Annotated in this window: 23 protein-coding genes; 9 read left to right on the top strand and 14 right to left on the bottom strand. The window is 39.5% G+C overall.

Annotated elements, in window-relative coordinates; genetic code table 11:
* Window positions 1-7: 7 nt before the first annotated feature.
* The 7 genes from ACNAN0_RS03485 to ACNAN0_RS03455 form a co-directional block, all read right to left on the bottom strand.
* A complete protein-coding gene (locus tag ACNAN0_RS03485) occupies window positions 8-1,072 on the bottom strand; it encodes a RodZ domain-containing protein (protein ID WP_416353875.1) in 1,065 nt (354 codons plus the stop codon).
* A gap of 82 nt (window positions 1,073-1,154) precedes the next feature.
* Window positions 1,155-2,462, bottom strand: coding sequence for an EF-P 5-aminopentanol modification-associated protein YfmH (gene yfmH, locus ACNAN0_RS03480; protein WP_230914482.1), 1,308 nt, complete (start codon window positions 2,460-2,462; stop codon window positions 1,155-1,157).
* Window positions 2,449-3,729, bottom strand: coding sequence for an EF-P 5-aminopentanol modification-associated protein YfmF (gene yfmF, locus ACNAN0_RS03475; RefSeq protein ID WP_416353874.1), 1,281 nt, complete (start codon window positions 3,727-3,729; stop codon window positions 2,449-2,451). The genes yfmH and yfmF overlap by 14 nt, the downstream gene beginning before the upstream one ends.
* Before the next feature lie 87 nt (window positions 3,730-3,816).
* The gene (locus ACNAN0_RS03470) at window positions 3,817-6,093 is read right to left on the bottom strand and encodes a DNA translocase FtsK (protein ID WP_416353873.1); all 2,277 of its coding nucleotides are present in this window, start codon (window positions 6,091-6,093) and stop codon (window positions 3,817-3,819) included.
* Window positions 6,094-6,511: 418 nt separating this feature from the next.
* Window positions 6,512-6,916: a DUF1149 family protein gene (locus tag ACNAN0_RS03465; RefSeq protein ID WP_230914485.1), complete on the bottom strand. Its 405-nt coding sequence runs from the start codon at window positions 6,914-6,916 to the stop codon at window positions 6,512-6,514.
* A 224-nt stretch (window positions 6,917-7,140) separates the two neighbouring features.
* Entirely contained in the window at window positions 7,141-7,650 is a 510-nt protein-coding gene (locus ACNAN0_RS03460; protein ID WP_230914486.1) for a tRNA (cytidine(34)-2'-O)-methyltransferase, read from the bottom strand.
* Between the two features lie 219 nt (window positions 7,651-7,869).
* Window positions 7,870-8,709 carry a methyltransferase domain-containing protein gene (locus ACNAN0_RS03455; RefSeq protein ID WP_230914487.1) on the bottom strand — a complete coding sequence of 280 codons (840 nt, stop codon included), beginning with the start codon at window positions 8,707-8,709 and terminating at the stop codon, window positions 7,870-7,872.
* Window positions 8,710-8,782: 73 nt separating this feature from the next.
* Here ACNAN0_RS03455 and ACNAN0_RS03450 point away from each other — a divergent pair, with 73 nt between their 5' ends.
* The 5 genes from ACNAN0_RS03450 to ACNAN0_RS03430 all read left to right on the top strand — a co-directional run bounded on the left by ACNAN0_RS03450 (window position 8,783) and on the right by ACNAN0_RS03430 (window position 12,390).
* The gene (locus ACNAN0_RS03450) at window positions 8,783-9,727 is read left to right on the top strand and encodes a magnesium transporter CorA family protein (RefSeq protein WP_230914488.1); all 945 of its coding nucleotides are present in this window, start codon (window positions 8,783-8,785) and stop codon (window positions 9,725-9,727) included.
* Between the two features lie 27 nt (window positions 9,728-9,754).
* Window positions 9,755-10,147 (top strand): OsmC family protein, encoded by a 393-nt coding sequence (locus ACNAN0_RS03445; protein WP_416353872.1) that lies wholly within the window; start codon window positions 9,755-9,757, stop codon window positions 10,145-10,147.
* 273 nt (window positions 10,148-10,420) lie between these two features.
* Window positions 10,421-11,410: a GMP reductase gene (locus ACNAN0_RS03440; protein WP_230914490.1), complete on the top strand. Its 990-nt coding sequence runs from the start codon at window positions 10,421-10,423 to the stop codon at window positions 11,408-11,410.
* Between the two features lie 123 nt (window positions 11,411-11,533).
* Window positions 11,534-11,803: a 30S ribosomal protein S14 gene (gene rpsN / locus ACNAN0_RS03435; RefSeq protein ID WP_230914491.1), complete on the top strand. Its 270-nt coding sequence runs from the start codon at window positions 11,534-11,536 to the stop codon at window positions 11,801-11,803.
* A 260-nt stretch (window positions 11,804-12,063) separates the two neighbouring features.
* Window positions 12,064-12,390 (top strand): transposase, encoded by a 327-nt coding sequence (locus ACNAN0_RS03430; RefSeq protein ID WP_230914492.1) that lies wholly within the window; start codon window positions 12,064-12,066, stop codon window positions 12,388-12,390.
* A 437-nt stretch (window positions 12,391-12,827) separates the two neighbouring features.
* On the opposite strand, the gene ACNAN0_RS03425 is transcribed toward ACNAN0_RS03430, so the two are convergent.
* Both ACNAN0_RS03425 and ACNAN0_RS03420 read right to left on the bottom strand, forming a co-directional pair.
* Window positions 12,828-14,021: an AI-2E family transporter gene (locus ACNAN0_RS03425; protein ID WP_416353871.1), complete on the bottom strand. Its 1,194-nt coding sequence runs from the start codon at window positions 14,019-14,021 to the stop codon at window positions 12,828-12,830.
* A 65-nt stretch (window positions 14,022-14,086) separates the two neighbouring features.
* The gene (locus tag ACNAN0_RS03420; RefSeq protein WP_230914494.1) at window positions 14,087-14,461 is read right to left on the bottom strand and encodes a PTS glucitol/sorbitol transporter subunit IIA; all 375 of its coding nucleotides are present in this window, start codon (window positions 14,459-14,461) and stop codon (window positions 14,087-14,089) included.
* A gap of 115 nt (window positions 14,462-14,576) precedes the next feature.
* Here ACNAN0_RS03420 and ACNAN0_RS03415 point away from each other — a divergent pair, with 115 nt between their 5' ends.
* From ACNAN0_RS03415 to ACNAN0_RS03405, 3 genes are all read left to right on the top strand, one after another.
* On the top strand, window positions 14,577-15,602 hold the full coding sequence (locus ACNAN0_RS03415) for a lactonase family protein (RefSeq protein ID WP_230914495.1): 1,026 nt from the start codon (window positions 14,577-14,579) through the stop codon (window positions 15,600-15,602).
* Window positions 15,603-15,808: 206 nt separating this feature from the next.
* Window positions 15,809-16,642 carry an undecaprenyl-diphosphate phosphatase gene (locus ACNAN0_RS03410; RefSeq protein WP_230914496.1) on the top strand — a complete coding sequence of 278 codons (834 nt, stop codon included), beginning with the start codon at window positions 15,809-15,811 and terminating at the stop codon, window positions 16,640-16,642.
* A gap of 19 nt (window positions 16,643-16,661) precedes the next feature.
* A complete protein-coding gene (locus tag ACNAN0_RS03405) occupies window positions 16,662-17,303 on the top strand; it encodes a copper homeostasis protein CutC (protein WP_416353870.1) in 642 nt (213 codons plus the stop codon).
* A 152-nt stretch (window positions 17,304-17,455) separates the two neighbouring features.
* Here the strand turns inward: ACNAN0_RS03405 and yaaA are convergent, their stop codons facing one another.
* The 5 genes from yaaA to ACNAN0_RS03380 are packed head-to-tail and all read right to left on the bottom strand — an operon-like array spanning window position 17,456 to window position 23,270.
* The gene (gene yaaA / locus ACNAN0_RS03400; protein ID WP_230912684.1) at window positions 17,456-18,208 is read right to left on the bottom strand and encodes a peroxide stress protein YaaA; all 753 of its coding nucleotides are present in this window, start codon (window positions 18,206-18,208) and stop codon (window positions 17,456-17,458) included.
* A gap of 12 nt (window positions 18,209-18,220) precedes the next feature.
* Window positions 18,221-20,818 (bottom strand): YfhO family protein, encoded by a 2,598-nt coding sequence (locus tag ACNAN0_RS03395; RefSeq protein ID WP_416353869.1) that lies wholly within the window; start codon window positions 20,816-20,818, stop codon window positions 18,221-18,223.
* A 16-nt stretch (window positions 20,819-20,834) separates the two neighbouring features.
* A complete protein-coding gene (locus ACNAN0_RS03390) occupies window positions 20,835-21,746 on the bottom strand; it encodes an RluA family pseudouridine synthase (protein ID WP_416353868.1) in 912 nt (303 codons plus the stop codon).
* Window positions 21,743-22,570: an NAD kinase gene (locus ACNAN0_RS03385; RefSeq protein ID WP_230912687.1), complete on the bottom strand. Its 828-nt coding sequence runs from the start codon at window positions 22,568-22,570 to the stop codon at window positions 21,743-21,745. The genes ACNAN0_RS03390 and ACNAN0_RS03385 overlap by 4 nt, the downstream gene beginning before the upstream one ends.
* Window positions 22,539-23,270: a GTP pyrophosphokinase gene (locus ACNAN0_RS03380; RefSeq protein ID WP_230912688.1), complete on the bottom strand. Its 732-nt coding sequence runs from the start codon at window positions 23,268-23,270 to the stop codon at window positions 22,539-22,541. The genes ACNAN0_RS03385 and ACNAN0_RS03380 overlap by 32 nt, the downstream gene beginning before the upstream one ends.
* 117 nt (window positions 23,271-23,387) lie before the next feature.
* Here ACNAN0_RS03380 and ACNAN0_RS03375 point away from each other — a divergent pair, with 117 nt between their 5' ends.
* The gene (locus ACNAN0_RS03375; RefSeq protein ID WP_416353867.1) at window positions 23,388-24,008 is read left to right on the top strand and encodes a CYTH domain-containing protein; all 621 of its coding nucleotides are present in this window, start codon (window positions 23,388-23,390) and stop codon (window positions 24,006-24,008) included.
* Window positions 24,009-24,043: the final 35 nt, after the last annotated feature.

The raw sequence follows: 24,043 nt of genomic DNA, 5'->3' as shown, positions 1-24,043 counted from the left end.
TTAATTGTTATTGGTTGGTGGTTGCGTTAGTCCGATTAGTAGTGGCCCCTGTTGTTGCCGTTCCTGTGGTTGATTGCGCCGTCGTACTTTGTGTTGTGTTTTGATTTGTAGTTGCTGCGTTTGTACCAGTCTGGCCAGCGATCCTAAAGGTATAATTTTGAACGACCGTGGCTGTTGTTGGCAGCTTGACCGTAGTGTCATTTACCTTTAACTCAGTTACTGGTGCATTACCAGTCGTTACAACAAAAGATGTAATACCATTAGGCAGACTGACGCTTTGAGCCCGCTGGCTAGAAACACTACCCTGCCATTGTGTACTGCCATTCGCAACCACTGTGATCCAAGCTGTGGCGCTCTTAGTACTAAGCGTCAATGTGTTGTTTGCAGACGGATAATTACTTAATTCGAAGGTCTGCCCATTAGCTGTTTTGGTACCTGAAGTTACTTTTAAATCCGTTGTTGCCTGTTTTGCCTTGCGGCTATTTTGTTTTGCAGCTAAGCTTGCTTGCTTACTTGAAACAGACGCTGAGCGTTTCGATGAGGCGCTGGCCGCTTTCTTGGAACTACTGCGTTCGTCAGTGACTTTAACTGACGAACGAGATTCTACCGCTTGTTGATCACTGTTCGAGCGCCGATGACTCAAGGCAATCGCATAAATACCGACAATCAAAATAATTACCACCGCAATAATAATAATCTGGGGTAAATAAGCCCGAATACGTTCAAAACGGGGTGCGGTACTTTCAGTTAACGTTCGTTGATTTTTAGCCTCTGAAGCAGTGGCTTCCTTCGATTTTACTTCGTCCGCTGTATCAGTTGTTTCTGGAGTTGATTCAGTTACCTGATCATGTTGCTGATATTCTTGCAGTAACGCTTGCCCATCCAAGCCGACCGTCTGGGCATACTGTTTGATAAAAGCATTGACATAAAATTTCCCAGGTAATTGATCAAACTTGCCTTCTTCGATTGCTAATAAATAGCGTTTCTGAATTTTGGTTATTTGTTGAAGATCATCAATTGTGTATCCTTTATCGATCCGTGCCTGGCGCAACTTTTGTCCGAGCTCATTCATTAAATTCACCTACTAAAATATTATCAAGTCGAGTATAACATAGCTAAATTATTGTTTACAGAAAACCCCAATATTTTAAATATTATTTTTCATTTTCAGTTTGCTTAGGGACGACGTGGAATACACTCGTATTATCATGTAAAAAGTAAGCCGCAGCCAAATCCTGTAAGTCAGTGATCGTCAGGTCATTGATAATTTGCCAAACATCAAAAATCGTTGCCTCGTTAAAATTATTGTTGTTATATAAATTAGCAATACTTTCTAAAGAATTAAAGCTGAATAGCAGTTCACCAATTCTCTTTTGTTTCAGCCGTTGTAGATGTTCAGCCGTCAAATCAGGGCTATCCTTAGCTGTTTCCAACAAATTTAAAATTGTATCTGAAAACTTACCTGGATCTTCAGCATCGCCATAGAGCATCACAAAATTTGCTGATCGTTCATACATAACTTCAAATCCAAAGCTATCATCCACAATTCCTTGACGATAAAGTTCAGCAAAGTTTTGGGAGGAAACCCCGAATAACATTTGTAATAAAAATTGTAATTTGATTTTACGAACTAAACCAGATCGATCAATAGTTGATTCATCAGGTCCCTTGACACCAACAAAACTTTTGCTACGTTTTACTGGCATTTCCGCAAAACGGTAAATCATGATATCTTCAGGGCTTTGATCATTCAGCGTTGCTCTTTTAGGCCGTTTGTTAGCTTCAAAATGCTTCGTTGCTTGATTTTCCTGAATCCACGTCGCCAATTGTTGTGGATCTAATGGGCTAGCAATGAATAAATTCATATTCTTAGGTACATAAAATGTGCGGTATGCTTCATAAAGCGCTGCTGGTGTAATTTGATCAATCGATTGCACGGTTCCAGCAATATCCAAATGTATGGGGTGATTTGGAAAAAGGTTGCCAATCAAGCCCATCTCCCCACGCCAGTCAGCGTCGTCATCATACATTTTAATTTCCTGGGCAATAATACCCTTTTCTTTAGCTACTGATGCCTCAGAAAAATAGGGGTCCTGAACAAAATCCAACAAAATATCCAAATTTTCATGGACATAATCTGTACTAGAAAACAAATAACTCGTCTTTGTATAAGACGTAAATGCATTTGCATCCGCACCGTATTTACCAAATAAATCAAAGGCATCATGGTCAGCCTTTTCAAACATTTTATGTTCCAAAAAGTGCGCTATGCCAGCCGGATAATGCTTTACTTCAGCTGAGCCCACTGGTGCAAAGTTAATATCAATTGAACCATAATTTGTTGTCAAAATTGCGAAGGTTTTATGATAATTTTGTTTCGGCAAAATATTGACCTGCAACCCATTATCTAACACGATTTGATGTAGCTGTTCACCAATCTCGGAAAAATTAATTGTTTTCATCAGACCGCCTTCCTTCAAGCGCAAAAACTGCTTGTAATTTAAATTGTGCCGCCGCTGCTTGAATCTGAGCCAAATCAACTTGTTGAATTTTCGTTTTAAGGGTTTCAGAATCCATTATGACTCTGGGTTCTAAAAACTGAAATAAATAACGCAAATTACGGCCAAATGGTGCATCAGACCGCATCGCAAACTGATCGATCAGTAGTGTTTTTGCATTATCAACCAAAGTCTGGGCAACTTGCCCAGTGCTTAAAGCTGATAACTGAGCTGTAATACTATCAATCACCTTTTGTTTTTGTTTTAAATCGATACCAGTCTGTACCAAAATTGTCCCCGTAAAAGCATCAAAGCTGCTGCTGGCATAGTAGGCCAAACTTTGCTTTTCACGAACATTCATAAACAGCAATGACTGGGCAGACCCGCCAAAAATCGTGTTAGCTAATAAAAAGGCAAAATATCCCTCATGATAATAGTGAACGGGCGCTTGAAACATCATATTCAACTTGCTTTGAACCACATCAGCCTGCTGTTGCATGGATTTGACTTTTTGAAATAAAGGCTGCGCATAATATAACGCAATCTTTTCGCGATTTCGAGCAACCAATTCTGGCCAGTCAAATAATTTCCTCAGTTGTGCTTCAGTCACATCACCGGTTACCGTGATCACAATTTCATTGGCTGCCAGCATCTGCCGATAGTAAGTATATAAGTTATCTGCAGTAATTTGTTGGAGATCAGCAAGTGTCCCCAAGCTTGAACTACTTAGGGGTGCATCTTCACCAAAGTACAATTGTCGTGTCGCCAGCATCGCTGCGTATTGCTTATCATCAAGGTAGGCCCCTAAGCGATGACTTAAGTTTTGTTGCTCTCTTTGAAAAATTGTCGTATCAAAAGCGTCAGCGCTTGTTTCTAATGCGGGTTGAAACAGTGCCAAGCGTACATCTGCTAATAAATCAGTAAAAATGTCAGCAGTCGTTGGCAAGAACTTAGGATCGGCACAAATACCGCTCACGCTCAAAACAGAAATATTTCCTTGCAAATATTGACTAAATGAATAATCGGCACCATAAAGTTGCTCTAATTCAGTAGCAATTTGATCTGGGGTTTGATATTTTGCATTACTATTCTCTAAAATTTGTGCAAGTAGCGCACGCTTTGAGATATTTTTCTTTGTTGCTTTTTCAAGAAAGTTGATTGTAAAATTAATCGTTTTGAACTTATTAGTCGGATCAATTTGTAAATAGATTCCTGGCTTGAGTTCAATCATAAAAATGCCTCCAAACGGCATCTGCCTTTAGTTATTTAGAACTAATAAATCATATCAAAAAAAACGTTTTCTGACAAAAAGCGGTAGTCAATCCGGATTAGGTTCTGTTTTAGGGCGTAAAACTTTACGCGGCTTACTACCTTCAGAAGGCCCTACAATGCCGCGTGCCTCCATCTCATCTACTAAACGTGCGGCATGATTATAGCCAATACGAAAGCGCCGTTGCAGCATGGACACACTCGCTTTTTGTTCTTGGGTGACTAAATCCACTGCCTGCTGATAATATTCGTCTTCTGGTTCATCTAAATGATCTGCAATATCCTCATCACTGGGCACCATTGCTTCATCATAATTAGCGGCTTGTTGCTCAGAGACATATTTAACAACGGCTTCCACATCTTCGACTGGAATGAACGCCCCCTGAACTCGAATGGGTTTATTCGTCCCAATCGGTGAAAACAACATGTCGCCACGGCCTAATAATTTTTCAGCCCCAACTGTATCCAAAATTGTGCGCGAATCAATCCCACTCGAAACAGCGAAAGCGATTCGAGAAGGAATATTAGCTTTGATCAATCCTGTAATCACATCCACAGAAGGTCGCTGAGTTGCAATGATCATGTGTATCCCGGCAGCTCGTGCCATCTGAGCTAGTCGAACAATAGCCCCTTCAACTTCGTTACCAGCAACCATCATCAAATCGGATAATTCATCTACAACAATAACAATATATGGTAAGAACTCCAGCGCATCATTTTTGCTAGATAAGCGATTAAACTCGGTTAAATTTCGAACGCCATTATCCGCAAATAATTGATACCGACGCTCCATTTCTTTAACAGCCTTATTCAAGGCACCAGCAGCTCGTTTGGCATCAGTAACTACCGGAATCAATAGATGTGGAATCCCATTATACACATTTAACTCTACCATTTTGGGATCCACTAACATCAAACGAACTTGCTGCGGCGTTGCACGCATTAAAATACTGGTGATGATCGTGTTGATCGCAACTGATTTTCCGCTGCCAGTAGACCCAGCAATTAGTAAATGCGGCATTTTCGTCAAATCGGCAGAGATAATCTGACCAGTAACATCTTTACCCAGCGGTACTTCCAAAATTTTATCAGGATGTTGTGGTTGTTGTGCCACCACATCACGAAACGACACAGTTGCCACTTGCTGATTAGGCACTTCAATACCAACATAAGGTTTCCCTGGAATAGGCGCTTCAATTCTAATATCTTTAGCAGCTAGCGCCATAGCTAAGTCGTCTGCTAAATTGACAATTTTGCTAACTTTGACCCCTACGGCTGGCTGAACCTCGTATTTAGTGATCGATGGCCCTAGACTAGCACTTTTAACACTAACTTCAACGCCAAAGGAAGCTAATGTTTCTTTCAATTTACCCCGATTTTTCTCAATTGAACGATATTCTTTGCTTTGATCCGTCTGCCCCATCTCAGTCAACAGATCCACACTTGGTAATTGGTAGTCTGAATTATTCGCCGGTGCTGCAAAGGTTGGTACTGGCGTTGTTTTCTCTGTATTCGCCTGTTTTACTGGTGCCACTGGTGTTTGCGGTTCTGGTCCATGAATTTGAAAAGATTCAGTGGGTGTTTTAGGATCGGTAACTGACGTCGGTACTTGTTCATCGGTAGCTATTGGGGCTGGTACTTTAGTCCTCGATTTTGTTGGTGCTTTTTTCGGCCGACGTTGGTGCTGCCTATCCTGAATAAAGTTTTGGATCACAGCTATCACGTGTTGTGCGCTGGCACCCACACCGGTGGCAATTCGCCGTAAAATTGCCACAATACTTGTTAAGGGAATTGAAAAAACAACAATGACGCCACTAAAAATGATCAATCCGGCAATCAAATATGTCCCAATTTGTGAAAATAAAGGATAACTTAACGTGTAAAGTAAGGCGCCTAACATACCGCCACCGACATTTTCAGTAACTGCAAAGCGGCTAAAATCAGCACTCAAATTTAATAATCGCGCCGCCAAAAAATTCGTATGAATGTTCAGCTGATTAAAGGTATAGGCATCTAGACCTAACAAAACACCCACAAAAATTAGACTGCTGCCTACCACATAATGTGGTTTGATCGTAGGATTCTTGCCTTTTAACAGTAAACAGCCACCATAGAACCCCAACACAATTGTTAAGATTTGATACAGACTACCCCCGATAAATCTGAGCGAGTTGGCAAATAAACTACCAACGGCACCTAATTTAAAAAATGCGAAAATAGCGATCAATAACAAAATAAAGCCAATCAAGTTGTTAGATAGATCAACCGTCTTTTTAGTATTGCGTTTTGTTGTTTTTCTCCGGGATGTTTTCCTTGCTTGAGCCAATTAAAACCGCTCCAATACTATATTTATATCGAATGTAACAAAAAAAGATTTGAAATAACAGACTTTAAAGCCAAAATTACGAAAAGTTTAGAGAGCTGTTACTTTATTCATGTGTTGCCCTCTGGCACATGTTTAAAATTTAATGATTCACAAACAAATAGTGGCTAAAAACAAAACGTTAGTTTTGTCCCAGCCACCCTCATGATTTTATGCATATTTCTATTTTTAAATGTATCCCAAGAAACAATGATATCACCTAACAACACGTTGCTTAAATGAAAACAGCTACCACTGCCCATGATTCTTGTTAAGGCCCAAGCGTTAAGTGTCTTTTATCTCATGTGCATAACATAAGCGACACATTAAAATATATGAACACACTTCTGATTATAATTATATCAACGAACCATTGTGGCCGTCAGGAATCATCATCTGTAGACTGAGCATGAAAGTTTAACTGTACGCCACGGTTTAGCGCCACTGATGTGACAGAATAAGTTAAAGTTTCAACGTACTCAACTAATGGTCGTGAAAATTTTTCTAACTCTTCCGGTGGTAGTTCACTAGCATGGCCGTGAAAATCAATGACTTGTAGATAACGGCTGATTGTACCAGAAACGTGAAAAGCCTCCCCAGGCGGTGTGATATCAAAAGGAACATTGATTTCAAAAAAGTTCCCCTGTTTCGTCTCTTTCTCAGCTTCTCCTTCGGGAACAACATCTCGAACGGAGATCTGAATATCTTGATTTCCTTGTGCGCCAGCATTTTCCAACATATCAAAGTGAAAACTCTTCACAGTGATGGGAAATTTGTTACTTTTCATGTTGAACTCCCCTTTACTAAGTTCAATTAAAGCAATAATTGGCTAAGCTGACAACTACTTTTTAAGAATTTTTTAAGTGAAAAGCTATATTTAAAACAAATCCAATAATTTTACTAAAATCATTTTTTGACAACTATCCTTAAAAAAGTATTTTAATGCTTTTATTGTGCTGCGTAGACAGGCATCGTTGCATCTAGACTTTAACGTCCGCACATAGTCCCTTATTATTTTAACTTATCGTGTGGATAGCGATGACTTTTTTCTAAGCCAGCAAAATTTTGCTGCCGTAGAGCTTCAAAAATGACGATTGCGGCACTATTAGACAAATTTAGTGCCCGTACCTTATCTGTCATTGGGATACGTAAGGCCTTATCTGGATTTGCACGCATAAATGGCTCCGGCAGCCCAGTTGTCTCCTTACCAAATAAAAAATAGTGATCTTTAGTTATGTCACTATAATCTGGATCTGTATAAACTTGATCCGAGAACTTAGTGATCAAATATAAAAACTGTTTATCAGGAATCGTTGCTAAAAAAGCGTCTAAGTCGTCATGATAGTGAATATTCACATTATCCCAATAATCCAATCCAGCCCGTTTTAATGACTTGTCATCCGTCCGAAACCCCAAAGGATAAATTAGGTCAAGAACAGTATCTGTTGCCGCACAAGTTCGAGCAATGTTACCAGTATTAGAGGGCATTAATGGTTCAAATAAAGCAATATGATTCGTCATAAATATGTACTCCTTGTTCCATTCAATTGAAGTGATCAATTAAAAAAAGCATAAAAAAAACGCATCGTTTCGGTGATAGGCCACAGCAAAACGTTACGTTAGTAAGATTTTTGATCATAACCTTTTATCAAAATAACTTCTGAGAAAAGCCTGTGAAAAAAACCTTGAAATTAATATATCACTGCTTGTTATTTTTTTCAATAAAAATTTACCTTTTTTTCACAATTTTACAATAGCCAAAGTTAAATCAACGGTTACGGTTGTCAATTGATCTAATTGAATTTGATTAAAGTCGTGCCGCCGTACCCACGTTAGCGGCGTCATTGCAAACAAGTGAGGGCGCATCGCTGCCGGTACCGGCCATTGATATTCAATTTTCTGAAAATTAGCTTGCGGATATTGCGCTTTAAAATGATTTTGAACCGGCGCCGGGTCATAAATTGCGTTGGGTCCAGTCGGATACACTAGCTGCCGCAGTTCCTGTAAATAACGGGCATTAGGCATTATTTTCAAAATCTGACCATGTTTTTGCAATACACGCTGAAATTCCTGATAATTTGCTGGTGATAAAAAGTTGATCACATCCGAAAATTGGTGATCTGCAAAGGGCATATGTGCTAAGTCACCCACAAAGAATAAACAATCCTGACGGCTATCAGTTCCCGAAGTTGCTAACTCAATCGCAGGTTTAGAAATATCAAAAGCAAAATAATGCCCCGAATGCTGTGCCGCAATTGCTTTGATTTGACTGCCTTCCCCGCAACCGGCATCAATCACCATCTGCCCATAAAGTTGCTGGCTAAGCTGTTCTATGACGGGTGCGAACAAACCATGATGAATTACAGTTCGTCGGTGTTGCAGCATATCAGTATCATATTCAGTCGTTACCGGCGCCCGCAGGAAAAATAAACTACCCTTTTTTGAAATATTAAAACTGTGCTGATTCGGACATTTCAAAGTTGCCGCTTCAACCGTTGTAAATGGTTGTTCACAAAACGGACAACGCAATTGAGCTAAATGACGTTGTATAAATTGGTGCGCCATTATATTTTTTTTCAAGTTGTTAGCCCCTTTATAAGCGTTATGTTAAACTACTTTGTGTATATCATGGAACAAGTAAGGGAGAAGAATCATGCTGATCACCTATGATTATGATAGCAAGAACCAACTAGTCAAACAATCTAAAATCAAAAAGGGCATGTGGCTGAATGCCATTGACCCCACGCCGGAAGAAATTAAAGAGATCCAGCAAAAAACCAATGTCCCCATGGATTATATTTATTATAGTTTAGATCGAGATGAGAGCGCGCGCACGGAATACGATGAAGATTATCATACCACGCTGATCATCTTTGACGTACCACAAATCAAACGACAGAAAGAGCATAAATTCACTTACCGCACCACGCCAGTTGGTATTATCATCAAACAAGACTATCTCATTACCATCAGTATTACCCGAAAACCATTTCTAGACTCTTTTTCTGATAATCGCCGCCCGTTGGATATCAAAAATCCCAATAAAGCTAGTTTGCAGATCATTAGTCATGTCATTTCAAATTATCAACGCTACTTAAAGGACATGAATCGCGTTCGAGAACAAGTAGAAAATAGGCTGCAAGATTCTTTACAAAATGATCAATTATATAGTTTGATGGGCGTTCAGCGGGGTTTGGTCTATTTTTTACTTTCGCTGCGAACCGACCGAAACGTTCTTGAAAACTTACGTCGGGCCCCTACTTTTCACCTAAGTGAGGTTAATTACGATTATTTAGATGACATTATCATTGAAAATCAACAGGCAGTAGAAATGGCACAGATATCCAATTCAATCATTAATGAAACCACAGATACGTATTCTTCGATTATCAACAATAATATGAACCAAGTTATGAAATTTCTAACGACTTATTCCATTATTTTGACAATTCCCACATTAGTTTTTTCATTCTATGGCATGAATGTCGACTTGCCCCTAGCTAGATCCCATGCTAGCTGGATCATCACGATCATTATTTCCCTAGTTATTTCGTTAGTACTAGCTTTTCGCTTTTGGCAGAAACGTTATTTCAAGTAACCATTCGCTTTTGAGGAGGTTTTCATAATGGAAAAACATTTAACGGTACATTTAAATGAAAATGGCATGGTCATGGAAAATAAGGGTCAAATTCTACACATTGGCCACGGCCAAGGTGAGATTTCGCCCGTCAAATTATTGCAAACGGCTGCGGCAGCTTGCTCATTAGGTACTTTTAGAATCATCTTAAATAACTCTAAAATTGCCTTCGATGACTTAAGTATTGATAGCACGATGATTCAAGACGACCATTTACCAAACCAAGTCCGTCAAATGGACCTAACGATCACAGTCACTAATGCTCAGGCAGATGAAGAAAAATTACAGCGTATCTTAGCAATGACGACGCGTACTTGTACAGTTGTTCAATCAATTAAGGATAGTATTGAAATTCATGAGCATTTGCGAATTTTACCTTGATTCGTAATTTTCGTGGATCATTTTGACGCATAAGCACTAGTAATGTTCGCTTATAATAAATACGAATTAGTCATTCAAATTGTGGCCGATAGTTCATTAATTAAGATGTATTATATATATTTAAGTATTCTTTGTTCGCAAATTCATTTTTTTTGCGAATATTTCGCTTTATTCCTTGACTTTTATTAATGTATTAGTTAAATTATACAAGGCTCATAAATAAGCCTTGTATTTTTTATTATTCGGTTTTAGTGAATAGGAGCGAAATCAATTATGATTAATGAATTACAAGTTTTTGACTATGAAGATATTCAATTGATTCCTAATAAGTGCATTATTAAAAGTCGTTCAGAAGCAGACACTACCGTTACATTTGGCGATCGTACTTTTAAGATTCCAGTCGTACCGGCAAACATGCAAACGATTATTGACGCCCCGCTGGCCGAATGGTTAGCTCGCAATGGCTACTTTTACATTATGCACCGCTTTGAACCGGAAACACGCCTAGATTTTGTAAAAAATATGCATCAAAAAAACCTTTATGCCTCTATCAGCGTTGGTGTTAAAGACGATGAATATAATTTCATTGAAGCTTTAGCCGCTGAAGGTGAAGTTCCTGAATACATTACGATTGATATTGCGCATGGTCATTCTCAAACCGTGATCGATATGATTCAACATATCAAACATTATTTGCCCCAAGCTTTTGTGATTGCTGGTAATGTTGGTACACCTGAAGGCGTCCGCGAATTAGAAAATGCTGGCGCTGACGCCACAAAAGTTGGTATTGGCCCTGGCAAGGTCTGCATCACTAAAATCAAAACTGGTTTTGGTACTGGTGGTTGGCAGTTAGCAGCTCTACGCTGGTGTGCTAAAGCTGCCCGCAAACCAATCATTGCCGATGGTGGTGTGCGTACCCACGGTGATATTGCAAAATCTATACGTTTTGGTGCTTCAATGGTTATGATCGGCTCCCTATTTGCTGGCCATGAAGAGACACCTGGCAAGACAATTGAACAAGATGGTAAGGTATATAAAGAATATTACGGTTCTGCATCTCAATATCAAAAAGGATCTCATCATAATGTAGAAGGCAAAAAAATGCTAATTCCATATAAAGGATCTATTGCTGATACTTTGACTGAAATGCATGAAGACCTGCAATCATCTATTTCTTATGCCGGCGGCCGTGACCTAGCTTCGCTAAAGACAGTTGATTATGTCATCGTTAAAAATTCAATTTTTAATGGCGACACGATGTAGTCACTTACTTTTCAAAAGTAACTCATTTGTGTTATAGTAGTAGTTGACTTTGCTTGCTAACGAATTTAACGAACAAATAACAAACACTGCATCAGCTAAACTAACAAATGAGGTGAAAGGTTTATGGCAAAAAAATCTAAGATTGCAAAAGAGAAGAAAATCGAAGCAACAGTTGCAAAATATGCAGAGATTCGCGAAGAATTAAAAGCAAAAGGTGATTACGCTGGTCTGCAAAAATTACCACGCAACGCTTCGCCAGTTCGCATCCATCACCGTGATCAACTTGACGGTCGGCCCCATGCTTACATGCGTAAGTTTGGCATGTCTCGTTTAAACTTTCGGCAATTGGCTCACAAGGGCCAAATTCCTGGTGTCAAAAAAGCTAGTTGGTAAATTGTCCCAATATCTATAAAAAAACATACTAAGATTAGATCTGTTGATGAAGTATATTCTTACTTCGGTCAACAGATCTTTTTTTGATTAATTATAAAAATACCGTTCACTCATTGGGGCTTCGAGCCCGTAAAAAAAACTGGCTTTCACTGCTATCTTCTGTTAATCAATTTTAAGTTTGTGGCGCTTCGAGCTCGGGTATCGGAAATGAGATCCAGAATTAGCTAGTGTTCTAATCACAAGAAAGAAGATGTTGCTCGATGACCGATCTAATCGGCATCGACTTAAGACAATACCAATCTGGTACTTACCGAGCGATTGATCATATCAATAAACGTGGCGATCCTTACGCTCGCAACTTATTTTGTTTAACAGTGGCCAATATGCGTCGAGTCCATGGCTTGACCAAGGTGCCCAATCATATTGTCGACTTTTATTATCGCTTACGAAAAAAAGGACCTCATCCAAAACTGGATAAGGTCGCAACGGTGGCTTGCATGAATAAACTGGTCAAATGTCTGTTTGTCATGATTAAAAGTCACCAAACATATGACTATAAGTCATATCACGGGCTCGAAGCCCAATAAGGCCTAACGCCTTATAAAATAAAGTATACCACGATATGGATCTAAAAAAACAACTGATCGCGGTGTATTTGAGTTACCCTAATTTTTTACCCCCATGGGGGTAAAGAGATGCTTAAGTGACAGGAACTCTACACAAACAGATATTGATTCATTGACAGATCATTTAGTTGAAATTAACACTTGACTAATCGTAGGAAGAGAGTAAGACAAAAGGCGCTCAGCACCCTTACCTAAACAAGAATGGCGAAAAATGGCAAGTCCACCATTTGAGCCATTCTTGTTTAGGTAAGGGTGTTGTCTTTTGGAACACGTTTAAAATTGAATTGTTCGTAAACACATAGTGGCTGTAAACAAAACGTTAGTTTTGTCCCAGCCACTTTTTTGTTTGTATCGACTATTCATATCGATAAAACCGACATGAATTTTACTTAATAAAATTAAGATTCGCTTGATTCTGAAGTATTCATTCGATTATCATTTTGCGTTTCGGCTGCTTTTGAATCATACAATTCAGAATTGCGCGTAAACCAGCGCCATAACTTAACAATGATAATTTTGATCACAGCATACCCAGGAATACCCAAAACAACACCTAGAAAACCAAATAAGTTGCCTGCAGTCAGTAATACCAAAATCGTCGTTACCGGATGCATCTCTAACTTGCTCCCCATCACTAAAGGTGAAATCACTCGACCTTCGATCGTTTGTTCGATCAAAAATACGATCAAGACTTTGATCAACATGGACACAGATGTAAAGCCAGCAATTACCAAAGAAGGCAAAATAGCTAAGAATGATCCCACGTAAGGTACTAAGTTCAAGATACCCGCTAAAATACCCAAAGGAAAGGCATATTTCTGACCAACGATCAAATAGCCAACGGAAAACATGACCATTACCCAAAATGCCACTGTTAATTGGCCACGGATATAAGAGCTAATGGAATTATTGATTTCTGTCAAAGTTGTTTGCGTTGAAGGCCGCAGCCGTGTCGGAACCAGTTTGACAAGCCCTGTTTTAAATTTCCCGCCATCCTTTAACATAAAGAACAGAATAAAGGGTGCGGTAATCACATTGACGATAATTGTTGTTACTGTCCCCACTGCCGAGCCAATATTTGAAAAGGTGCTGACAAAATTTTTCTGAAACCAGCTGCCGATACTTTTGGTAATTGTATCTGTCGAAGCATTGAGCTGATCCTTAATTGGCCGGAAACTTGGCTGCCCAGAAATATTTTTTAACCAGTCCTGAACAGCTTGCCAGTACTGCGGCCAATTGGCGACGAGTGATTGTGTCTGCTTTTGAATATAAGGAATCAATAAGCTAATGCCCAGAGCCAACAAACCTACTAATAAAATAAATAGGATCGTAATAGATACCATCCGCTTCCAATGCCATTTTCTTTCCAATAACGCCACTAAAGGTTCCATTAGATAATAAAAAACGGCAGCTAAAAAAATAGGCGGTGCAACAACATTCAAGAACTTCCCTACTGGTGCAAATACGAATCTAACCTTGGTGAATAATAAAATGATCAATAAAATGATCAAAATATTTAACAAAAAAACTGTGAATTTATTATTTAGAATCCACTTAAAAAAAATGGACCGCTGTGGTTTATTTTCAATCATGAGCTTCCTTTCTTTCCAATATATTTACCCTAATGTCTCTAAAAGTCGGCGCCAGCTTAATGCCATTAGTTGTTATATAAAATTTCTGCCCCTACTGTAAACTTAGGAAATGTATTGTTTTGATTGGCTAAATAGATAGCATTTTGCATCTGATCCTCATCACTAGGATGTTTGAAAATTAAGGTAACGTGTCCAATTGTTGATAGATTATCTTGAACTAACTGGCCAACCTTTTCAATCTTAAATGTCTGACCATCGATTTCAATGGTATCGCCCACTTGTGGGTTTAAATCAACTTGTTGTTTTTTATCTATAAATTTTTGCACCACGGAAACATTTTCAATAACATCAGTTGCCTCTTCACCAAACAAAATAACCATCGGATCTTTTACAGAGATAGCTTTTGCACCAATTTTCTTAATAATCGCCTTTACTTGCATATTGAGTACTCCTTTACTTACATTCATGTTTTAATTGTATCATAGCTCGTCTTATTTGATGCAATTAGCGCCAAGATGCTATGGTATAATTTATGAAGATAAGGAGGCGTTTTTCGTGAAAGAAACTGTACTTTTAGGAGGATATACCCGGCGCACTGGTAAGGGCATTTATCAGGGACAACTCGAGAATAATCAGCTGCATGACATTACGCCATATATTGAAATTGGGGGCCCAACTTATTTTACCGTGGACGAAAAGAACCAGCGTCTGTTCACGATTATGACGGAAGGTGATCAAGGAGGTGTCGCTGCTTATGATTTAAGCGGGGCGCAGCCAAAACTGATCAGTAAGGTTTTACAACCTGGTGCTTCACCAGCTTATATCGCTTATGATCCAAACCGCCAGTTATTGTTTGATGCCAATTATCACAAAGGTTTAGCTAATGCCTATCGTATTGCACCAGACGGCCAATTAGCCTTACTAGACACCTTAAAACATCACGGTAGTGGCCCCAAACCTGAACAAGACAGTGCTCACGTCCACTATATTAACTTAACGCCAGATCAACGCTTGATTGTGTGCGATTTAGGTATCGATCAAGTCAGTGTTTATGACTTTGAAGCTGATCACTTTAAACCGATTGCCACTTATCAAACGCAACCGGGATTTGGCCCGCGTCACGTGGTTTTTAATCCGAACCAGTCTGTGGTTTATCTCTTAGGCGAACTTTCTAGCCAAGTAACCGTGTTAGATTATAATGTCCAAACCGGTGCTTTGACCCCGATCCAAACAGAGTCTACAATTCCCGACAATTTTACAGCTCACAATGGCAGTGCGGCGATCAGAATTAGTGCTGACGGTAAGTTCCTCTATGCTTCAAATCGCGGTCATAATTCTATTACCGTTTTTAATATCACAGCTGATGGTCGCCACATCGACTTGATTCAACGGATCAGTACAGAAGGTGACTTCCCGCGCGACTTTAATTTAGATCCCAGTCAAAAATTTATCTTAGCGGCCAACCAGAATTCTGATAATTTAACTTTATATACACGAAATCCTGATTCTGGTTTCTTAACTTTATTAGAAAAAGATATTTCTTGCCCTGAAATCGTGTGTGTGAACTTCTTAAAGGCTTAATATTTCCAAAAAATAAAGCGTCAGGCAATATTATTGTCCGCCGCTTTATTTTTTGTGTCTCAGATTACTAAAAGTTGATGCATCACTTCTAACTTAAATCTATAAAATTTGCTTTAATTCCTTCATAATCATTTCAAAATCTCAAAAATTCAGTATACTTATTCCCGTACTAAAATTTTATAGCCCTATTTCAGGAGGAACATCTGTTGTTTAACATTATTAAAGCTATCATCCTCGGTATTATAGAAGGCATCACCGAATTTCTACCAATTAGTTCTACTGGTCACTTGTATTTAGCTGATGAATTCATTCATTTGAATGAATCGACAGCATTCATCAATATGTTCATGGTCGTGATCCAGCTTGGTGCTATTTTATCAGTTGTCGTCATTTATTTTCAAAAACTTAATCCGTTCTCCTTTAAGAAGAACAGTATTGAAAAACAACAAACCTGGTCACTCTGGGGTAAAGTCATTATTGCTATGATTCCTAGTTTAATCGCTGGACCCCTGCTAAACGACTTCATGGACGACCATTTGACCACTTGGCCAGTTATTGCAACAACTTTGATTGTCTATGGTATTTTATTTATTATCATTGAAAATTACAATAAAACACGGCCAGCCAAAGAAACCAATCTAAATCAAATGAGCTTAAAATTAGCTTTTCTGATCGGTTTATTCCAAGTTCTATCTTTGGTTCCCGGCACTTCAAGATCAGGTGCAACAATCCTAGGCGGCATGGTCGTCGGTGCTTCACGTTTCGTAGCAACAGAGTTTTCATTTTTCTTAGCGATTCCAACAATGGTTGGTGCTTCTGCTTTAAAACTATTTAAGTTTTTCAAAGCTGGTAATGTTTTTACAAGCGCTCAAATGATCGTTTTATTGGTCGGTGTTGTGGTGTCTTTCGTTGTCGCTTATCTATCCATTCGTTTCTTGTTAAATTATATTAAGAAAAATGACTTCAAAGCATTTGGATGGTATCGAATCATACTCGGTGCTATCGTTGTATTGTATTTTGGCTTACGCACAATTCTGTAAGTAAGAAAGGAACGATTTGATGCTCAAGGAAGTTGCCGTTGAAAATTTTACTGATATCCCCGCAGCCATTCAAAATGGTGCGCAGCGTATCGAACTAAATGATAATTTAGCAGTTGGTGGGACAACAGTCAGCCATGGTGTCATGGCTGAAGCAGCCAAATACACTCAAGATAAACATATTGCACTAGTCACTATGATTCGCCCCCGAGGTGGCAACTTTGTCTACAACGATTTAGAGCTTAAAATGATGGAAGCTGATTTGTTTACAGCTCAGTCTTTTGGTGTCGATGGGGTTGCCTTTGGCGCATTGATGCAGGATCACACGTTAGATACCGAGGCTATGGAAATGCTGCTTGGTGCCGCTAATGGTATGGACGTGGTTATGCACATGGCTTTTGACCAAATCCCGGCTGCTGAACAACTATCAACCATTGATTGGCTTGCGGATCATGAAGTAACCCGAATTTTAACGCATGGCTCACCCGATTTAACCACACCAATTAGTGCCAATATTGACCATTTGAAACAATTGATCACTTATGCCCAAGATAAACAGATTACCATCTTACCTGGCGGTGGCATCACTTGGCAAAATGCCACACAGGTTGCGACACAGCTTGGTGTTTCTGAACTTCATGGTACTAAGATCGTTCAATTTTAACACTTCAAAAATTGCCTTTTGGAACACGTTTAAAATACAATCGTTCGTGAAATAATGGGGGCCATAGACAAAACACTAGTTTTGTCTACGGCCCCCACTTTTTATACAGGCTATTATCCTCAGCTTGATAAAGGACAACGGCCTTATAATCATCATTTAATTTTCGTGCCAGCAAACACAAAATTTGTCGTATTGGATTGTTCAGGACAAAATCGATAATTCGGTAAATCAATCGCTTTGATTGTATCAATCTGATTTATTTGATGTTCAGCTAAATAACGGACCATTTCACCGCGAGCGCGCTTTGCAAATGTAGCTCGCGTTTTGAATTGGCCATCAATATACTGTCCAAAGGTGATGGTAACAATCCGTGGGTGGCCTTGAGAAAAGGGTAGAATCAGTTTGGCATATTCTTGAGACGCCAAATTGACAATTGGTTCCTTGCCCTTAACTAATTCACGATAAACGTGATCACCCCAAAAATCATACAAATTTGGATGACCGGCAACTGACATTTTGGCCTGCATGTCCAACCGGTAGGGCGCAATCCCATCAAAGGGGCGCAGAAGACCATAAAAGGCTGACAGAATCCATAAATGCTGTTGTAAGTATGTCAAACCCGAAGTAGACAGAAGATCGGCGGCTAAAGATTGGTACTGTATCCCGGCATAACTTAAAATTGCTGGCGTCAATCTTTGTTTCAAGTCTAATTGAGCCAACTGGGTCACATTATACTGGGTTAGCCGATCGCTCGTTCGCCATAAACTTTGTAGTTCCTGATAAGACAACGTGCGCAGATGTTTCAAGATTTGCTCGGTTTTTTTTAAGAAGACCGGCTGACCTTGTACTGCAAAGTCATCTCGATTGACAACCATTTTCTTTGCTGGTGAAATAATAAGTTGCATAAGCTGACGCAGTTATGACCGCTTGCCACCCTTCCTAAGATTTAAATGCTTAAATCGGCTTTTGCTTTCAAAGCATAAACCGCCAAGGTAAATACTCATACTCACAAAACTTAGCCAGCCCCCCAATCTTAAACCTGGTACTTCATATCTTAAAGTAATGTGGTGCTGGCCCGGCGTTACCTTAAGTGCACTCAAATTACCAACGACCCGTTTTATTTTTTTGCTTTGACCATCGACTTTAGCTTGCCATCCAGGATCAAAAGGTAGGCTTAACAGTAAATAAGGCTTGCGTGCATCAGTCGTAAACGTTCCGGTAAAAAAATCACCGCGCCAATTAGGCTTGATCTGATAGGGTCTTTGATTAATTTGCATAATTGCTTGATCAAAGGCAACTTGATCCAATGTCGCCATATAACGCTGTGGCTGTTTTAATTTAGTGCGTGTCTCGATCGACAACGTAACGGGTGCTTTAGCCGTGAAATAGCCAAGTGACATAACCGCAGCACTATCTACTTTGATTCGTGTTTTATGTTTCTTACCATTCACTTGAATCGTTGCTTTTTGAATATTCACATTTGGCAAGGCAGCATAAAGCTGACCCGTCTTTTTAGGTTTGAGTACCAGCCGATATAGGCGCCTTTTCCCGATTGCTGTAACTTGTTGAGACACTAAAGTCGGTGCCCGATAAAATTGAGCTGGTGATCCGGAAATTGCCTGGAACAGCCGTTGTTGATTGGCTAGTGCCTGATGTGACCGTAAATGAAAATGTCGCAGTGCCGCGGTGGCACCAAAACCAAATGGCAAGACATCGTTGCGCTCAAATAAATTGTAATCGTCTTTTGTCATCGTTAATTGATAACGCACGCTAAACAAACTATTGGTCAGTTCCGTCGCACCAAAAGAATTAATACGGCGTGCGTTCTTGCTATAATAGCCCAATCGTTTTAACATTCTTCGCGTATGATCATTAATAGTAGAACTATAATAATCGAGGCCTCGACTATTGAAGAGCAATAGATCGTTGTAGTTATAATAAGGCTCGCGGTACGCGGCATTGATTAGTGAATTTTTATTGGCAACACGGTAAAAATCACTGGTCTGGTGGTGTGCCTTATAAAACCATTGGTGTTCAATTTGATAATTTTGCTGATAAATGCCCTCATTCCCGGTTTTAGCACCAGTGAAACTCCCATAAAAGTTAACAAGCAACTCGCCACATAAAACCAACATCAATGCCATATTAAAACGACGTGACATCTGACGGTATTTAATCAAAATCAACAATATTAAACTGATGATCAGCAAGTCTAGCAGCCAATAACGCCACCCAACATATAATTGAGGATAAGTCTTTTTTGCGCTTAGAAGTGGTTGCCGCCACCAAGCAGCTAAATAGCCGAGGCTAATAAAACTACCCATGAGCCCAGCAGCCCAATAATATAGTTTAGGACAACTATGATATCGATTTTGCCAAGCTTCATAGGCACACAAAATCAATATAAAACTAAAGAAATAAGTATTTCGATAAGGAAAGCCTTTGGGTTCTTGCATCATATGCCAAATTGTATTTAAACTGCGGAGCCACATACTTAACGCTAATGTCAGCAATAATCCGCCCAGTCTGATGCGGTGTTGACGCTCGATTTGCTTGTTCAAAAAGAAAAGTATCGCAAAAAATGTAATGGTCAAGCCAATATAAATCGTTGGCGTATGTGCCAACCGACCCCGATAGTTTGAGCCGACAACACCTGTTTGGACAAAAGCTTCCAGCCCAAACTTAGGTAACGGTAAAAATGTCTGTTTTGAAAAATCAGACTTACCTGTTTGTAACATCCCTAACAAAGTCGGCAATAATAGCATAGCACTACTTAGGCCACTCAATATCAATGTTTCAAGAAACTTCAAAGTTAAACGCCATTTTGTTTTCAACGTTGTTACTAATTTAGTTTGACGGTGATTATCTTCTAAAATCAAATATAGATAAAATAAAATAGCAAATAGACAGGACATATATCCCAGGTAAAAATTTGTTAAAATAGTTGCTAAAATCGTCCAATAAAATAATGCGGATTTATTTTGGTGGACCAATTGTTGGATGCCGCAAGCAATCAGCGGCAGCAAAATTAAAGCGTCCAGCCACATAACTGTGTAAAAATAATTAGCCACAAAACCACAGCAAGCAAACGCCGTGGTAAACAAAAGATTGGTCATATACTGGTTGCGATAGACTCTACTTAAATAAAGGGCCATTGCTACACCGATTACCCCAACTTTTAGCATAATAATCCAAGAGACTGCTAGAGGTAGTGCCGACGCCGGAAAAAGCAGAATCAACAAATTAAATGGACTAATCAAGTAATAGGCCATTAGGGGAAAATAATTGTCCCCCAACGATAAATTAAAAGCATAAAAGGACCAGTCGTGGTTCAATAGTCGTTGTCGTAAATCTGTTAGAAACGGCACATATTGCGTCCCCATATCACTGATCAATAAATTGCGCTGCCCAAATGGTGTTATTTGACGACACATGAAAAAGATAGCCACAAGCAAAAATGGTACTAAAAAAGCACCAAGATAATAATAGACCTGGTGTTTTTTGACTTTATGCATATTGCCCCCTACTTTCTTAAACCATTTGATTTTTAGACCAGCCCCGCTGGTACAATAATTGTTGTATATCCGCTGGCAAGGGCGCCTGGAAAGTTAACAGTTCTGAAGTAAAGGGGTGCTTAAAGCATAACTTCCACGCATGCAATGCTTGTCGATGTAATTGATGATTTTCTGGATTATATAGCGGATCCCCAATAAGCGGATGTCCTAACCACTGCATATGCACTCGAATCTGATGGGTTCGTCCCGTCAGCAATTTTAACTGCACCAAACTCATGTCTGAAAACTCGGCCAATACCTGATATTTGGTCTGTGCGGGCCGTCCACCAATGCTGACGCCACGCTTCATAGCATAAGGTGCCATTCGTTTAATTGGCTGATCGATCAAGCCCTGGGTTTTTGATAAATGCCCCACGACTAATGCCAAATAGTATTTCTGCATAGCTTGTTGATGCAGTTGCTTAGCCATAACTGAATGGGCAAAGCTATGTTTAGCAAATAACATCAAACCGCTGGTATCTTGATCTAGTCGAGAAACAACGTGGATCGCCAAACTTTCATGGGCACGCCTTACCAAATGACCTTTGACCCGATTGGCAACAGAATCATAAAAAGACGATCGCGATGGAATCGAAGGCAAGCCAGCCGGTTTATTGACGACTAAGAAATGCGGATCTTCAAAAATAATATCTAGCGGTCGATGGACTGGTACTAAGTGCTTCGCATCTTTTTCTGGGGGCAGCGTGACAGTGATATGATCTTTAGGCTTGATAGAATAATCCGTATTGCGCCGGTGGTGGTTGACATAAATCGCCCCACCGTTGAATTTTGTTTTGGCGATAATACTTTTAGATAACCCTTGATGCTCTAAAAATTTTTCTAATGACTTACGTGGAAAATCATCAGGAACATACCAAGAAAAATTCATGATAGTTCCTCATGACTATTGGCACCAATAAAGGCCTCTTCTACCCGATCCCAAAAGTGCATATGCCGATAGCGGGCAAAGTGGATGCGTTCTTTAGCAATACGATATTCTAACTTTTCAATAGGCCGGTGGTTCAGGGTCAACTGGTCTACAGTTAATACATAATCATCAGCGGGACTTGGCTTAAATACGATATTCTCATCAGAAGCGACAACTACTGGTGCAGACAAGGTTCGATAAACTCGGTTATTAATCGAAGCAATCTCAGTGATTTGTAATGCTTCTAAACGCGGATGTAAGACCGCGCCGCCTAAAGACTTGCTATAAGCCGTAGACCCCGTTGGTGTTGAAACACATAGCCCATCACCGCGAAAACTTTCAAAAAAGCTGTCTTGAATATATACATTAGCCCTAAGCGTACTGCCTAGCCGTTTGATCGTAGATTCATTTAAACATAAGAAATGTGCTTGTTCTCGGCTATTTTTGTATGTGGTGGTCACATCAAGCAATGGATAAGCGACACTTTGACCAGAATCCACTTTGAGAGCATCGATCAAATGGTCTAATTCGTAATCACGCCAATCCGTATAAAAGCCCAAGTGTCCTGTATGGACACCAACAAAGCGAACATGATCTAGCTGTGCCGCATAGCGGTGAAAAGCTGACAGTAAAGTACCATCGCCACCTACCGTGATCACAATATCTGGATGACGATTATCGAAGCGAAAACCTGATTTCTGCAAGCCTGAACGTAAATAATTCACTGCCTTCAACGTGTTGGGTTTGCGATTATTATGAATCGCTATCTTTAGTTTCGGACCCATTTTGTTCTACCTCTTTTTTGATTCGATCGATATTATCTCTAATTTGTGTGGGTACTTGATCTTGGTTGATGGGTTGGTTGGGGACTTTACCATATGAGAAAAATCGTTGGGCCTCTTGAATTTCCTCACGAATGGCTGACATTTCTTGATCTAATTGGAAAGCGGCTTCAGCAGCTTTTTGCAGACGCTGCTGGATTTCACTAGGGAATTCCCCTTGGTATTTATAATTGAGTGAATGTTCAATGGTTGCCCAAAAGTTCATACTTAACGTACGTACTTGCACCTCGGCCAAGATTTTTTTCTCCCCATCACTCAATTGAACGGGATACTCAATAATAATATGGTAAGAGCGATATCCACTGGGTTTTTTATTCGTGATATAATCGCGTTCCTCAACGATTTCCATATCTTTACGTTGCCGTAAGATTTCAACAACTTGATAAATATCCTCAACAAATTGGCACATAATTCTTAAACCAGCAATATCTTGCATATCAGCTTCCAACAAATCCGGTTCGATCACTCGACGCTGCATTTTCTCTTGAATGCTAGCTACCGGTTTAACTCGGCCGGTCACAAATTCAATTGGTGTATGCTCCCCTCGTTGTTGAAACTCTTTGCGCATACCGCGGAATTTGATTTTCAACTCGGATACAGCTTGTTCATAAGGTAATAAAAATGTGTCCCAGTTCATTGTCATTATTCAACCTTCTATTCTTACGATGTTGCCATGGTATACAGAAATCATAACGATTACCATTTTAACATATTTATATTTATTGTACTGCAAAGCAAATCGTGGTAATTTCCCATTGCTTTGTGCTATAGTGCTGTTGGTGATAATGTGACTCAAGCAATCGAGATAGAATTTAAAAACCTATTAACAGAAAAAGAGTTTCAAGAGATATTAAAACAATATTCATTTGCAGCACCTTTTGTGCAGACGAATTATTATTTTGACACTTCAGCTAAGCTGCTGCAACAAAAAAGTATCGGCTTGCGGATTCGACTTTTCCAGACAACTGCTGAACAAACTTTGAAGCTATCGACCACTAAGGCCGAGCATCAATTAACTGAAATAACAGACCCACTGACGCTAACCCAAGCTCAAGCATTAGTCCAACAAAATCAAATTTATTTGCATGGTGCCACTGCTAATCAATTAACCAGATTAAAAGTTAAAATTAGTGACTTACAAATTATTGGTTTAGCAAAAACAGAACGGTATTTAGCAACATTACCGGCTGGTTTATTGACTTTAGATCGTACCACCTATGCAGATCACGCCCAAGACTACGAGTGTGAGCTAGAGATCCAGAACGTAGCCAAAGCCTACCAAAATAAGCACTTTTTCTTAAATTTATTAGCCCAAAATGACATTCCTAATAGAGCGGTAACTAATAAAGTCGTCCGTGCGGTTCAACATTTTAAAAGTTAAGTAAATTTAAACTTGTTTTCAAGGCAGATTAGTTG

The sequence above is a fragment of the Agrilactobacillus fermenti genome, from assembly GCF_047943045.1.
GTDB lineage: Bacteria > Bacillota > Bacilli > Lactobacillales > Lactobacillaceae > Agrilactobacillus > Agrilactobacillus fermenti.
This window is presented reverse-complemented; position numbering and strand designations above follow the sequence as displayed.